Raw genomic sequence first — 13742 nt, 5'->3', positions numbered from 1 at the left:
ACGAGATTCGATCAGTATGAAGGTCAGTTTGGATAATGGGCGATCGCTTGTTTCTTGAGCGCATAGAATTCGTTAGGATGTTCGCCGTAATATTCGTAACGATGATTCCGAAACGCTTCCAGTTGGCTGGACGGATCTTCTGGACGATCGACAGGGGTGGTGTAGTCAAATTTCCCTTGGTAATTGCCGACGATATAGCTTACATGGCTGTTTGGCGAGCGTTCGAGAAAGAGCAGGTAGTCTCCTTTTTTCGTCATCCATTTGTAGCCGATCGATCCGTGGTACGTATCCTTTTCGATGTACCCTTCTTCATTAACCAACAGCAGATCACCCTTTTGGACATTGCCTTTAAAGACCTTGGTGACTTTCACGGTCGATTGAGAGACGAAATATGGGGCGGAGTCAATTGCCGCAGGCCAAGTGATGCTAAGGTCGATCCGATTCCGTGTCCCGGTGAATCGGGCTCGGATGATCAGGTCGGCTTCCTGTTCCAACTGTTCGACTTTTGTATAGTGCATATATTCGGGAATGCCAAATCCTGTGCTGACATGGGAGGGGACTGGCCCTCGATTCAGCAAGTAAAGGCTGAGCGCGGAGAGGAGCAACATAGCGCCTAGCAACCAGACTGTCCTGTTCATGGAAAATTCCCCCTTTGTAGAAGGTTGGACGTCTCTTGGAGCGGTGAAGTTCCCAACCGTTCGACCAAGGGACACCAAAAAGAGAACGCCGTCATTGATGTGACGACCGTTCTCTTTTGTCTGTATCACAATTCTGCTGTGCCTTTTGTCCGGTGCAGCTTTTCCAGACAAATCGTGACATACTGTGCCCACAGCGCTTCCCATTCCAGCACCAGATCCCAAGCATCCTCGGAGACGACCGTTTTGATCTGCTCTTCTAAGGAAGAAAGTTGCTTTTGTAGCACATGAAGTTCCGGATCATCATCCAACTGTTCCAGCATCCGGTTGATCGCATCCCTGTCCATCCCTGTTCACCTCCGCGCAGCGTGCAGGTTATATTTCTCTTTTGTGAGATAACAATTCTCCAATTGTGAAATTGACTCCTCCCAGAGAGTGCAATTATTTTCGCTCAAAGTTTTTCTGAAAACGTTTATATGGAGCGCAGCGGGCGATCGTCTATACGTTTTGTCACGGCACGGCATAGACTAAAATCGAGCAGAACGGAGACAAAGGAGGAGACGGGATGGCAGGAAAAGTCTCTTTCCCCTTTGGCCGCGCAGGAGGAACAGAACGATCCTATCCGATCGGCGCGGCACAAGGGTATTGGCCGGGGATGGCAGCTGGCTTTGGCTATTTTGGCTGGGCGATAGCATTTCTCGTGCTGTTTTTCATCGGGTTTGTGTTTTGGCGGGTCTGGGGCCAAGTCGGACCGCTCGTCGGTGGCGGATTTTTCTGGTAGCTGACCATGACAAAAAAGGGACGGGTGCGGGAGTTTCTCCTGCATCCGTCCCTTTTTATACGAAAGGGAAGGGGCCCCGTCTGCAGCCAGGACCATCTATGTTATCGCGACGCTGTCGTCGTGTGCCGTTGCCACCTCTCTTTTCTCTCTCTCTGAACGACAGGGTGCGCGTCTCACCAATCTCTCGCGCCTTTCGCTTGACTTGATATACGATATGAGCCCGCGCCCGATTGGGTGCTTGCCCTCCCCTCAAAAAAGGTCAAAATCAGTTCTTGAATAAACATGCATGAATATGTATAATAACACAAGACAACGACGAACCCATGGGGAGGTAAGGACAGCATGAAAGGTGTTCTCGTTTTGGAGAATGGACGACAGTTTCGCGGCGAGTTAATCGGCTCGTCCGCTCAGGGATATGGAGAAGTGGTGTTTCATACGGGGATGACCGGGTATCAGGAGATTTTGACCGACCCTTCATACGCTGGCCAGATCGTGGCGATGACCTACCCACTGATCGGGAATTATGGGATCAACGAAGGGGATTTTGAAGCAAAGCGCCCGTGGCTGACCGGGTTCGTCACAGGAGAGGCGTGTGACTCCCCGAGCCACTTTCGGAGCAAACAAACGTTGCATGACTATCTGACTCAACACGGCATCACCGGATTGATCGGCGTCAACACGCGAGCACTGGTGCGAACGATCCGTGAAGAGGGCAGTTTGAAAGGATATATATTGTCAGAAGCAAGTCTCGCCACCGCGAGCGCACTCGAATTTCCGGCGTTGCCCCGCGACCTCGTCAAACGGGTCAGCACCCAGGAGATCTATCGCGTGAACGCGGCGGGCGACCTGCATGTGGTGTTAGTTGATTTCGGTGCCAAAGGAAATATCGCCAAATCGTTGGCGCGGCTGGGCTGCCAAGTGACCGTGGTGCCAGCCAATACCTCTTTTGAAAAAATTGCCGCGCTGCATCCGGACGGCATCATGCTTTCCAACGGACCGGGCGATCCGGCCGACTGTGCCGATGTGTTGCCGCTTGTGAAAAAGTTGGCAGAGACTTACCCGCTGTTTGGCATCTGCCTCGGCCATCAATTGCTGGCGATGGCCTTTGGAGCCAAGACAGCCAAGATGAGCTTCGGCCATCGCGGGTCGAACCATCCCGTGCAGGATCTGCAGACGGGCAAAGTCTGGATCACCTCGCAAAACCATGGCTACAGCGTGCAAACGGAGAGCTTGCCTGCCGAACTGCTCGTCACGCATCAGCATGTGAACGACGGCACAATCGAAGGGGTGGCACATAAAACCTGGCCGGCTTTCTCGGTGCAGTTTCACCCGGAAGCGTGCCCAGGTCCGCAGGATGCGGAAGAATTGTTCCACCGTTTTCTCGCGCGGATGAATGAAAGGAAGGGATCGCAACTTGTCAGCCTCACCTAATCTCGCCAAAATCCTCGTCATCGGCTCTGGCCCGATCGTCATCGGGCAGGCTGCCGAGTTCGACTACGCCGGAACGCAAGCCTGCAAAGCGCTGCGTGAGGAAGGCTGTGAAGTCATCCTTGTCAATTCCAATCCGGCGACGATCATGACCGATCATGAGGTGGCCGACCGCATCTACATCGAACCGCTGACCGTGCCGATGATCACCGCGATCATCGCGAGCGAACGTCCACAGGGGCTGCTCGCAACACTCGGCGGCCAGACGGCGCTCAACCTCGCTGTCGAGTTGGCCGAAGCGGGCGTGCTCGCCGAGTACGATGTACAACTGCTCGGCACTCCGCTCGACTCGATCAAGCGGGCAGAAGATCGCCAGCTGTTCAAAGATCTGATGGAAGAGTTGAGCCAACCGATCCCAGAGAGTGCTATCGTTCATACGCTCGAAGAGGGCTATGCATTTCTGCAAGAGATCGGCCTGCCTGTCATCATTCGCCCCGCCTTCACGCTGGGCGGCACAGGCGGCGGGATCGCAGAGACGTTTGAAGATTTTCAAGAGATTCTGTTGCGCGGGCTGAAACAGTCGCCGATCTCGCAGGTGCTGATCGAACGCAGCATCAAGGGCTGGAAAGAGATCGAATACGAAGTGATGCGCGACAGCAACGACACTTGCATCACGATCTGCAACATGGAGAATCTCGACCCGGTCGGCGTGCACACCGGAGACTCGATCGTCGTCGCTCCGTCGCAAACGCTGACCGACCGCGAGTACCAGATGTTGCGCACCGCTTCGCTCGACATCATTCGCGGCTTGAAGATCGAAGGCGGATGCAACGTTCAGTTTGCGCTGGACCCGCACTCGGAGCGCTACTGCGTGATCGAGGTCAACCCGCGCGTATCGCGTTCCTCCGCTTTGGCGTCGAAAGCGACCGGGTATCCGATCGCCAAGATTGCGGCGAAAATTGCGATCGGGCAACATTTGCACGAGATTGTGAATCCGGTCACAGGTAAGACGTTCGCCAGCTTCGAGCCGGCGCTCGACTACATCGTGGTGAAAATTCCGCGCTGGCCGTTTGATAAGTTTCCGCACGCTAACCGCACGCTTGGCACGCAGATGAAAGCGACTGGCGAAGTGATGTCGCTTGGCCGCACTTTCGAAGAAGCGCTGCAAAAAGCGGTTCGTTCCTTAGAAATCGGTGCGGATGGTCTGCAGTGGACAGGGGAGTTGGCGGCGGTTGCCGAGCCGGACGATCTGCGCCTGTTCGCATTGACCGAAGCGCTTCGCCGCGGCCAATCGTGGCAAGACCTGCAAGCGGCGACTGGCGTGGACGCGTGGTTCCTGCAAAAGCTCAACCAGCTCGTCGAATTGGAGCGCGAGATGAAAAGCGTGCCGCTCACGCCGGAAAAACTCACGCACTATAAACAAAAAGGCTTCTCCGACGCACGCATCGCCGCTCTGACCGGCATCGCGCCAGAGGAAGTGCTCGAACTGCGCAAAAGCTGGAAGATCCATCCGTCCTATCAGTTGGTCGATACGTGTGCGGCTGAATTTGTATCCACCACACCGTATTTTTACTCAACTTACTGGGGCGAAGATGAATTCCTGCCGCCGACCGACAAGCAAAAAGCGCTGGTCTTAGGCTCCGGCCCGATTCGGATCGGGCAGGGCATCGAGTTTGACTACTGCTCGGTGCATGCGGTCAAGGCGTTGGAAAAGCTCGGCTATGAGACGGTGATTCTCAACAACAACCCTGAGACGGTCTCCACCGATTTTGACACCGCACACCGCCTGTTCTTTGAGCCACTCACGGCAGAAGATGTGCTGGAAGTGGCACATCGCGAGCAGATTGACCGCGTGTTCGTCCAATTTGGCGGCCAGACGGCGATCAATCTCGCTGAGCCGTTGCAACAGAAAGGTCTGACCTTAGCTGGTACGACGACCGATGCGATCGACAAAGCGGAAGACCGCGAAGCGTTCCGCCAACTGCTCGATGGACTCAGCATTCCGCAGACGGTGGGCGGTTCGGCACACGACATCGAAACGGCCAAAAAAGTCGCCGCACAGATCGGCTATCCCGTGATGGTGCGCCCCTCCTATGTGATCGGCGGGCGGGGGATGGCGGTCGTGTATGACGAAAGCGAATTGGTTCGCTACATGGAACAGGCCACCAAACTTACGTATGCCAACGCCAGTCACCACGAGCAAGCGGCGAGCGCACAAAGCGCACAGCCGACTGCTGAGTTGCAGGACACAGCGAGCCATTCAGCTGCCCATCCGATCCTGATCGACCAGTATCTGACTGGTCAAGAGGTCGAAGTGGATGCCGTCTGTGACGGCGAAACGGTCCTCATCCCAGGCATCTTCGAGCACATCGAGCGGGCAGGTGTCCACTCTGGCGACTCGATGGCGGTATATCCGCCGCAGAGGCTGAGCGAGCAAACGATCGAGACGCTCGTCACCTACACCCAGCAGATCGCCAAGGCGCTTGGCATCATCGGCCTGCTCAACATCCAGTTTGTGCTGGTAAGTGACGCCGTCTACGTGTTGGAAGCCAACCCGCGCGCGTCGCGCACCGTGCCGATCCTGTCCAAAGTGACGGGTGTGCCACTGGTCGAGTTGGCCGTCCGCGTGCAGTGCGGTGAAAAGCTCGTCGATTGCGGCTACGGCACCGGGCTGTATCCGGCCAAGGACCACGTGGTTGTCAAATCTCCAGTCTTCTCCTTTGGCAAACTGACCGGGCTCGACATCCAACTCGGCCCGGAGATGAAATCGACCGGAGAAGCGCTCGGGATTGGTCTGACCTATCCGGAAGCGCTGGGCAAAGCGTTTCTCGGCAGCGGCCTGACATTGCCCGCAGGAGGCGGTGTGCTGGTGTCGATCACCGACCGCTTAAAAGCAGAAGCGCTGCCGCTGTTGCAACAACTGGCCGAGCAGGGGATGACGCTGTATGCGACCGAAAACACTGCCGCCTTCTTGTCGGAACAGGGATTGTCCGCACATCCTGTCTCCCGCGAAGAAGACGAAGTGCTGAACCTGCTCAAATCGGGCAAGATCAACCTTGTGCTGAACCTGCCGACGATCGGCAACGACCCGAAGCGACTCGGTTGCCTGATCCGCCGCTTCACTGTGGAAATGAAAATACCCTGCCTGACTTCGCTCGACACAGCTACAGCATGGCTGTTGTCACTGCAAGCGGGCTCGCACTTTAGACCGTACGCACTAGACTCTCAAGGAGGGATTTCACATGGCAGCCATTCCGCTTCCTAATTTGCCTGTGCACGATTTGCAGGGGCGTGATTTTCTCGATTTTGCCGATTTTTCGGCCGCAGAGCTGCAACAACTGCTCGACCTGTCGATCGAATTGAAACAGAAACACAAAGCGGGCGTACCCTACCGCCCGCTGGCTGGAAAAACGCTCGGCATGATTTTTGAAAAAGCGTCCACCCGCACTCGGGTCTCGTTCGAAGTGGCGATGAACCAACTGGGTGGGCAAGCGATGTTCCTCTCCGGCCGCGATACGCAGATCGGCCGCGGCGAGCCGCTTCCCGACACGGCGCGCGTGCTGTCCCGCTATCTGGACGGCGTCATGATCCGCACGTTCGGACATGAAAGCGTGATCGAATTCGCTCACTATGCCACTGTGCCTGTGATCAACGGTCTGACCGATCTGCATCACCCGTGCCAAGTGCTGGCCGACGTGCTCACCCTTTGGGAGAAAAAAGGCAAGGTGCAGGGCCTGACCGTCACCTACATCGGAGACGGTAACAACATGGCCAACTCTTGGCTGATCGCAGCGCCGAAATTTGGCATCAATCTGCGAATCGCCACTCCGCAGGGCTATGAATGCGACCCGCAGGTCGTCGAGCAGGCGCAAAAACTCGCCGCCGAGCACGGCACCGAACTGCTCTTGACGCACGACCCGGTTGCGGCTGTGACCGACACCGACATGATCTACACCGACGTTTGGGCCTCGATGGGTCAGGAAGAGGAGCAAAAGCTGCGCGAACAGCATTTTGCCGCCTATCAGGTCAACCAAGAACTGGTCGCCCATGCCAAGCCGGACTACCTGTTCATGCACTGCCTGCCCGCGCATCGCGGCGAAGAGGTGACGGCAGAAGTGATCGACGGCCCGAATTCGGTCATCTTCGACGAAGCGGAAAACCGCCTGCACGTACAAAAAGCGATCATCGTGGCCACGATGGCCTAACCTACCTATCATCTTAAAAAGGGGAAATCACTCATGAAGAAAAAATTGATCCTCGCGTACTCCGGCGGCCTCGACACCTCGGTTGCCATCACCTGGTTGAACGAACAAGGCTATGAAGTCATCGCCGTTTCTGCCGATGTCGGGGAAGGCAAAGACCTCGAATTTGTCAAAAACAAAGCGCTCCAAGTCGGCGCTTCCAAGTCCTACATGATCGACGCTCGCGAGCTGTTTGCCAAAGAATTCATTCTGCCGTCTTTGAAAGCGAACGCGCTGTACGAACATAAATACCCGCTTTCCGCGGCGCTGTCCCGTCCGCTGATCTCGCAGCTGATGGTCGAATATGCGGAGCAAGAAGGCGCAGTAGCAGTCGCTCACGGCTGCACAGGCAAAGGCAACGACCAAGTGCGCTTCGACGTCTCTGTCACCGCGCTCAACCCGAACTTGGAAATCGTAGCTCCGGTGCGCGAATGGGGCTGGTCGCGCGACGAAGAGATCGAATATGCCAAACAGCACAACATTCCGATCCCGATTACCAAAGAAAACCCGTTCTCCGTCGATGCCAACCTGTGGGGCCGTTCCTGTGAATGCGGCGTGCTCGAAGATCCGTGGGCCGAAGCGCCGGAAGCGGCATTCGAGTGGACAGTAAACGCTCAGGATGCGCCGAACACGCCAGAATATGTGGAGATCGGTTTTGAAAAAGGGGTTCCCGTCTCGCTGAACGGCCAAGCGCTCGGACTGGTAGAACTGATCGAGCAGTTGAACAAACTGGGCGGCGCACACGGCGTCGGCCGTATCGACCATGTCGAAAACCGCTTGATCGGCATCAAGTCCCGCGAAGTGTACGAAGCACCGGGCGCGCTGATCCTGATCGCCGCACACCGCGAGTTGGAGACGATCACCCTGCCGCGCGAAGTGGCACACTTCAAACCGCAGCTCGAACTGAAATACACCGAACTCGTGTATAACGGCCTCTGGTTCTCGCCGCTGAAAAAGGCGCTCGACGCGTTCATCGAAGAAACGCAAGCGACCGTCACCGGAACTGTGCGCGTCAAACTGCACAAAGGCACCTATCAACCGGTGGGCAGAAAGTCTGAGCAGTCGCTCTACGACCTCGACCTTGCGACCTACTCGCCAGACGATGCGTTCGACCACAATGCGGCAAAAGGCTTCATCAAGCTCTGGGGCTTGCCGACCAAAGTTTACTCCAAAGTCAATCAAAGCAAGTAGGGGGGCACGAACATGAAACTATGGGGCGGACGCTTCACCAAACCGACCAATGAACTTGTCGAAGAATTCACCGCATCGATTTCGTTCGACCAGCGCCTCGCCGCACAGGACATCAAAGGCTCCCTCGCGCATGTCAAAATGCTCGGTGCCTGCGGAATCATTCCGCAGGCCGATGCGGACACCATCCGCGCAGGGCTGTTGAAACTCCAAGAAAAATGGGCGATCGGCGAACTGGCTTTTTCGATCAAGGATGAGGATGTGCACATGAACCTCGAAAAACACCTGATCGAAGAGATTGGCCCCGTCGGCGGAAAATTGCACACGGGCCGCTCCCGCAACGACCAAGTGGCGCTCGACATGCACCTCTATTTGAAAGAAGAGGCGGGCGTGCTGGCTGGACTGCTCACCGAACTGATCGCCGTGCTCGTCGAAAAAGCGGAGCAAAATCTCGATGTGATCATCCCTGGCTACACCCATCTGCAACGGGCGCAACCGGTGTTGCTGGCTCAGCATTTTCTCGCCTATGTGGGCATGTTCCGCCGCGATGTGGAGCGTCTGCAAGATGCGCTGAAGCGGATCGACACCATGCCGCTCGGGGCGGGGGCATTGGCCGGGACGACCTTCCCGATCGATCGGGAAATGGTCGCAGCCGAACTTGGTTTTGGCCGGATCTATGAGAACTCGATGGACGCTGTCAGCGACCGCGACTTCATCTTGGAATTTTTGTCGGCCGCCTCGATCGTGATGATGCACCTGTCCCGTTTTTGTGAAGAGCTAGTCTTGTGGTCCTCGACCGAGTTCGGCTTTGTCGAACTGGATGATGCGTACTGCACCGGTTCCTCGATCATGCCGCAGAAAAAGAACCCGGACGTCGCCGAACTGATTCGCGGCAAGACGGGCCGCGTCTACGGGCATTTGTTTTCCTTGCTGACCGTGCTGAAGGGCTTGCCCCTCGCCTATAACAAAGACCTGCAAGAGGACAAAGAAGGGATGTTCGACACCGTGGACACGCTCAAGACCTCGTTGATCCTCTTTGCAGGCATGATCGAAACGATGGAAGTGCGCCGCGAAAATACGGAGAAGGCGGTCAAGCAAGACTTCTCCGTCGCCACCGACCTCGCCGACTATCTGGTCCGCAAAGGGCTTCCGTTCCGACAGGCGCATGAGGTGATCGGCAAGATCGTGCTGTTTTGCATCGCGGAAGGGAAGTACCTCCCCGAGCTCACATTTGCCGAATATCAAAGCTTCTCCACGCTGTTTGCAGAAGATCTCTACCAAGCGATCGATGTGGTCAACGTCGTGGAAGCGCGCAACTCGCTGGGCGGCACCGGCACGAAGAGTGTCGAGCATCAACTGCACTTGCAACAAGAGTGGCTGGCCACACAAACCCGTGAAGTGTAACAACTTCCCGGGTTTTCTTTTTTTTTTCGCCAAAATGTGAACCTTTTCATCACTTGATTCGTACTACCATAAGTAATTCTGAAAAATCCTCACAGATTTACCAGTTAGAATCTGGTAAACTAGCAAGGAAGTAGTTCTAATCTATCAAATACCAGTAGGAAAGGGTGTACAACATGGGGAACTTTTTTGGGGTATTGACGCAACCTACAGCAGCGTTTGAGCGCTTGCGTGGCAAAGGTGGCTGGGTGCTCACCCTGATTTTGCTGATGGTGCTGTCGGTGTTCGCGCTGTGGCTGCAAAACGATGCGATCATGGGCACGATCGAACAGGAATTTAACAAGCAGGCTGAGCAAGGCCAGCCGATTCCGGATGAAATCAAAGATGTGGCGCTCGCAAGTGGCAAGTTCATCACCTATTTCAGCGGAACGCTAGGCGTCATCGTTACGATGTTCTTGGGCGGTTTGCTCCTCTTGCTCGTCAACTTGTTCGTTCGCGGGGAAGCTACCTACATGCAACTGTCGAAAGTGGCGCTCTACTCCTACATTCCGTCGGTCATCGGTATTGTTTTGACGGGGATCATCGCCTATGCAACTGGCGCTACCTCGTTGTACGATGTGTCGTTGAGCGCAGGTGCGTTCGTCTCTGATAAATCGTCGATGGCGTTCGTGATCGCCCAAATCATCAACCCGTTCAGCCTCTGGAGCTTGGCGTTGATGATCATCGGCACCGCGGTCATGACGCGCAAAAGCCGTGGTTCGGTTGCGCTCTGGATCGTCATCGGCTGGACGATCGTTACCTTCCTGACGCTGATCGGATCGAAGGCAGCATAAGTATGAATAAAAAAGTGATCTGGGGCGCGGTGCTCGCTTTGTCGGTAGCGGGTGTCGCCGGGATGAACATCTATAGCTTGAACAAAACGATCGATGTGAGCGTTACGCAAGCGGAAGAAGGTGCGATCTCCGAAACTGTTTTCGCCAGCGGGCAGTTGGAGTCGGCCGATGTGCAGAACTACTTTGCTCCGGCAAGTGGCGTCGTGGACAAAGTGGAGGTCCGAGCGGGAGATGCGGTGAAAAAAGGGCAGACCCTCTACACCTTGCGCGTCGAGGACTTGCAACAGCAACTCCGCATGGAGCAAAACAACCTGAAGATCGCTCAGGCGGAGCGGGAGGCGGCCCGCAAACAACAGGATGCGGCGAACGCCAACCCGCTGGTGCCAAAACAGGAGATCGACTTTACCCTGTATGATATGAAGATTGAAAATGCAGATCTGGCAGTGCAGGCGGTGCAGAAAAAAATCGCCTCGGCCACAGTCACTGCGGCGAAAGACGGCGTGGTCACCCACTTGGACATCAAAGCCGGACAGATCGTGATGGAAGGCGCTCCGGCGCTCGTCACCGCCAACCTCGATGCGCTGCAAGTGCGCGCGCAGATCGGGGAGCTCGATGCGGGCAAGGTGAAACAGGACCTGACCGTCACGGTGAGCGGCGATGCGTTTGCCGACAACACCTACAGCGGCATCGTCAGCTACCTCGCGCCGACGGCCAGCCTGTCCAACCCGGCAGCCAAAGACCCATCGGTGGAGATGCTCGTCACCTTGGACAACTCAGCACCCGAACTGCGCCCTGGCTACAACGCGACGGTGGAGGTCACGCTGACCGAAACGCAAAAGCACCCGTTGGTGCCGCCAGAAGCGATCAAGCGCGAAGGGGAGAAGGCGCTCGTCTTCCGCATCGAAAATGGCAAATCGGTCGCCGTCGAAGTCAAGACGGGCAAAGAGGATGACACGCATGTCGAGATCCTCGAAGGGCTGACGGCGGGCGAGGAGATCATCGCCTCCGTGCCGGAAGGTCTGCGCGCAGGTAAAAAGGTGAAGGTGCAATGATCACCCTGAACGGCATTTCCAAAACCTACGACCAAGGCGGACTGGAAGTGCAGGCGCTCCATCCGACCGACCTGTTCATCGACAAGGGGGAATTTGTCGCGATCATGGGTCCGTCCGGCTCCGGCAAATCTACTTTGATGAACCTGCTCGGCTGTCTCGACATCCCAAGCTCGGGCCGCTATGTGTTGGATGGGGAAGAAGTGCAGAGCTTGACCGAAGATGAACTGGCGATTGTGCGCAACCAAAAGATCGGGTTCGTCTTCCAAAGCTTCAACCTGTTGCCCCGTCAGACCATTTTGAAAAATGTCGAGCTGCCGATGCTCTATGGCGGTGTGCCGAAAGCGGAACGCACCGAGCGGGCAAAGGAACTTTTGTCCAAAGTCGGCTTGGCCGACCGCCTCGACCATCGTCCCAACGAGCTGTCCGGCGGGCAAAAACAGCGCGTCGCGATCGCCCGCTCGCTGGCGATGAATCCGCCGATCCTGCTGGCCGACGAGCCGACGGGGAACCTCGACTCCAAGTCCTCGCTCGACATCATGCACCTGTTCCGTCAGATCAATGACGAAGGGGCGACAGTGATTCTTGTCACGCATGAAGCGGACATCGCCGAACATGCCAAGCGCGTCCTGCGTTTTGGCGACGGAGTGATCCGCGAAGATGTGCGCAACGAGCAGTGCGCCGTTGAGGAGGTGCGAGCATGAATCTATGGGAGAGCATCCTGTTGGCACTGGAAAATGTGCGGGTCAACAAAATGCGCTCGTTCCTCACGATCATCGGGATCGTGGTCGGGGTGGCGGCGGTCATCGCCGTCGTGTCGATCGGTCAGGCGGGCAAATCGTCGCTGGTCAGTGAACTCGGGCAAGTGGCGGAAGGTTCGTTCCTCGTCATCCCGCAAAGCCAAGGGGAGACGGGCGGCTTGACGGTCGATGATGTCGAGCAGATCAAGCGTCTCAAGGGCATCGACGCGGTGGTCGGGCTGCTGACCCTTCCCGCCGAGTCGAAAAAGGGCAAAGATACGGTCAACTTCATGCTCAACGGCACGCATGCCGACTATCCGAAAATCAACAATTTGAAGATGGTGGCGGGCCGCTTTTTCAGCTCAGGCGAGGAGCGTTCGCGCCAGAAGTCGCTGGTCGTTGAAGCGAAGTATGCGGAAGAGGTATTCGGTTCGGCCGCCGCCGCGATGAACAAGAAAGTGACCTTGAACAGCAGCATCTACCGCATCGTCGGTGTGTACAAACCGGAAGAATCACTGCTCTCAGGTCTGGGTGGGAAAGTGTACAATGCTTTCCTGCCGATCGGCGCCTTGCCGGGAGCGGGCGATGTGCGGGATGTCCAATACATTCAGGCTAAAGCGGTGGAAAAGGACGAAACGCTGGTGCGCGAACAGGTCAAAGCGGTGAAAAAACTGCTCGCCAAGCGTCACAACACAGCGGTTGCCAACTACATCGCGCAAACGGGTGAAGAGACGCAAGAGGCGGTCAAGTCAGCTTTTAATGTCATGCAGACGATCATCGGATCGATTGCGGGCATCTCGCTTCTGGTCGGCGGGATCGGTGTGATGAACATCATGCTCGTCTCCGTGACTGAGCGCACCCGTGAGATCGGTATTCGCAAAGCGATCGGTGCCACGCCAGGGATGATCATGCGCCAGTTTTTGGTGGAAGCGGTGATCCTCTGCTTCTTCGGCGGACTGATCGGCACCTTGCTCGGCCTGTTCGCAGCAGGGATCTTCTCCCTCGCGACCGGATGGCCGTTCCTCGTCTCGTGGGGGACGATTTTGCTGGCGTTTGCATTCTCCGCCGCAGTCGGAATCTTCTTTGGTCTGTACCCAGCAAATAAAGCAGCACGGATGCAACCGATTGAATCGTTGCGGTATGAGTGATCGACGACAACACCAACCCTTGAGCTTTTTATAAAGCTCAAGGGTTTTTTATTTGATAAAGTAAAAATCATGGATGAGAAAAATCGAGCAGACATCGTATTGGAAATATACCCCAGTTAAACTCTGGACAAAACAGTAACGTCTTCCAAACGAAACTCGAGCGAAATCGTCAGGAGCTTTTTGGGTGGAGCTAGAAAAATGAGAAAAACAGAGAAAACAAGAGAACAAATGAGCATTTATATATTTCCTAATTGGAAGGATCAATATATTAGAACAACAAAACCCAAATAATCAAAAA

General features: G+C 55.9%; 12 protein-coding genes. 10 read left to right on the top strand and 2 right to left on the bottom strand.

The features are described 5' to 3' along the window. Positions 1 to 23: 23 nt before the first annotated feature. Positions 24 to 638 carry a hypothetical protein gene (locus CIG75_RS17625; protein ID WP_094237836.1) on the bottom strand — a complete coding sequence of 205 codons (615 nt, stop codon included), beginning with the start codon at positions 636 to 638 and terminating at the stop codon, positions 24 to 26. A 125-nt stretch (positions 639 to 763) separates the two neighbouring features. Further along, entirely contained in the window at positions 764 to 982 is a 219-nt protein-coding gene (locus CIG75_RS17620; protein WP_094237835.1) for a hypothetical protein, read from the bottom strand. A 218-nt stretch (positions 983 to 1200) separates the two neighbouring features. Here CIG75_RS17620 and CIG75_RS17615 point away from each other — a divergent pair, with 218 nt between their 5' ends. From CIG75_RS17615 to CIG75_RS17570, 10 genes are all read left to right on the top strand, one after another. Continuing rightward, a complete protein-coding gene (locus CIG75_RS17615) occupies positions 1201 to 1416 on the top strand; it encodes a hypothetical protein (protein WP_094237834.1) in 216 nt (71 codons plus the stop codon). 342 nt (positions 1417 to 1758) lie between these two features. After that, entirely contained in the window at positions 1759 to 2847 is a 1089-nt protein-coding gene (locus tag CIG75_RS17610; protein WP_094237833.1) for a carbamoyl phosphate synthase small subunit, read from the top strand. Next, the gene (carB, locus tag CIG75_RS17605) at positions 2831 to 6109 is read left to right on the top strand and encodes a carbamoyl-phosphate synthase large subunit (RefSeq protein WP_227874274.1); all 3279 of its coding nucleotides are present in this window, start codon (positions 2831 to 2833) and stop codon (positions 6107 to 6109) included. The genes CIG75_RS17610 and carB overlap by 17 nt, the downstream gene beginning before the upstream one ends. Further along, positions 6087 to 7049, top strand: a complete 963-nt coding sequence (argF, locus tag CIG75_RS17600; protein WP_094237831.1) for an ornithine carbamoyltransferase — start codon at positions 6087 to 6089, stop codon at positions 7047 to 7049. The genes carB and argF overlap by 23 nt, the downstream gene beginning before the upstream one ends. 33 nt (positions 7050 to 7082) lie before the next feature. Continuing rightward, positions 7083 to 8276, top strand: a complete 1194-nt coding sequence (locus tag CIG75_RS17595; protein WP_094237830.1) for an argininosuccinate synthase — start codon at positions 7083 to 7085, stop codon at positions 8274 to 8276. A 12-nt stretch (positions 8277 to 8288) separates the two neighbouring features. Next, positions 8289 to 9677, top strand: a complete 1389-nt coding sequence (gene argH, locus CIG75_RS17590; RefSeq protein ID WP_094237829.1) for an argininosuccinate lyase — start codon at positions 8289 to 8291, stop codon at positions 9675 to 9677. Between the two features lie 173 nt (positions 9678 to 9850). Continuing rightward, the gene (locus CIG75_RS17585; protein ID WP_094237828.1) at positions 9851 to 10507 is read left to right on the top strand and encodes a YIP1 family protein; all 657 of its coding nucleotides are present in this window, start codon (positions 9851 to 9853) and stop codon (positions 10505 to 10507) included. A gap of 2 nt (positions 10508 to 10509) precedes the next feature. Next, positions 10510 to 11559: an efflux RND transporter periplasmic adaptor subunit gene (locus CIG75_RS17580; RefSeq protein WP_094237827.1), complete on the top strand. Its 1050-nt coding sequence runs from the start codon at positions 10510 to 10512 to the stop codon at positions 11557 to 11559. Then, positions 11556 to 12260, top strand: coding sequence for an ABC transporter ATP-binding protein (locus CIG75_RS17575; protein WP_094237826.1), 705 nt, complete (start codon positions 11556 to 11558; stop codon positions 12258 to 12260). The genes CIG75_RS17580 and CIG75_RS17575 overlap by 4 nt, the downstream gene beginning before the upstream one ends. Next, positions 12257 to 13444 carry an ABC transporter permease gene (locus tag CIG75_RS17570; RefSeq protein WP_094237825.1) on the top strand — a complete coding sequence of 396 codons (1188 nt, stop codon included), beginning with the start codon at positions 12257 to 12259 and terminating at the stop codon, positions 13442 to 13444. The genes CIG75_RS17575 and CIG75_RS17570 overlap by 4 nt, the downstream gene beginning before the upstream one ends. Positions 13445 to 13742: the final 298 nt, after the last annotated feature.

The organism is Tumebacillus algifaecis (assembly GCF_002243515.1).
Classification (GTDB): domain Bacteria; phylum Bacillota; class Bacilli; order Tumebacillales; family Tumebacillaceae; genus Tumebacillus_A; species Tumebacillus_A algifaecis.
This window is presented reverse-complemented; position numbering and strand designations above follow the sequence as displayed.

Bases quoted from the DNA above. Each gene is read 5' to 3' on its own strand.
- CIG75_RS17625 (WP_094237836.1), bottom strand. From the start codon at position 638: ATGAACAGGACAGTCTGGTTGCTAGGCGCTATGTTGCTCCTCTCCGCG.
- CIG75_RS17620 (WP_094237835.1), bottom strand. From the start codon at position 982: ATGGACAGGGATGCGATCAACCGGATGCTGGAACAGTTGGATGATGAT.
- CIG75_RS17615 (WP_094237834.1), top strand. From the start codon at position 1,201: ATGGCAGGAAAAGTCTCTTTCCCCTTTGGCCGCGCAGGAGGAACAGAA.
- CIG75_RS17610 (WP_094237833.1), top strand. From the start codon at position 1,759: ATGAAAGGTGTTCTCGTTTTGGAGAATGGACGACAGTTTCGCGGCGAG.
- argF (WP_094237831.1), top strand. From the start codon at position 6,087: ATGGCAGCCATTCCGCTTCCTAATTTGCCTGTGCACGATTTGCAGGGG.
- CIG75_RS17595 (WP_094237830.1), top strand. From the start codon at position 7,083: ATGAAGAAAAAATTGATCCTCGCGTACTCCGGCGGCCTCGACACCTCG.
- argH (WP_094237829.1), top strand. From the start codon at position 8,289: ATGAAACTATGGGGCGGACGCTTCACCAAACCGACCAATGAACTTGTC.
- CIG75_RS17585 (WP_094237828.1), top strand. From the start codon at position 9,851: ATGGGGAACTTTTTTGGGGTATTGACGCAACCTACAGCAGCGTTTGAG.
- CIG75_RS17580 (WP_094237827.1), top strand. From the start codon at position 10,510: ATGAATAAAAAAGTGATCTGGGGCGCGGTGCTCGCTTTGTCGGTAGCG.
- CIG75_RS17575 (WP_094237826.1), top strand. From the start codon at position 11,556: ATGATCACCCTGAACGGCATTTCCAAAACCTACGACCAAGGCGGACTG.
- CIG75_RS17570 (WP_094237825.1), top strand. From the start codon at position 12,257: ATGAATCTATGGGAGAGCATCCTGTTGGCACTGGAAAATGTGCGGGTC.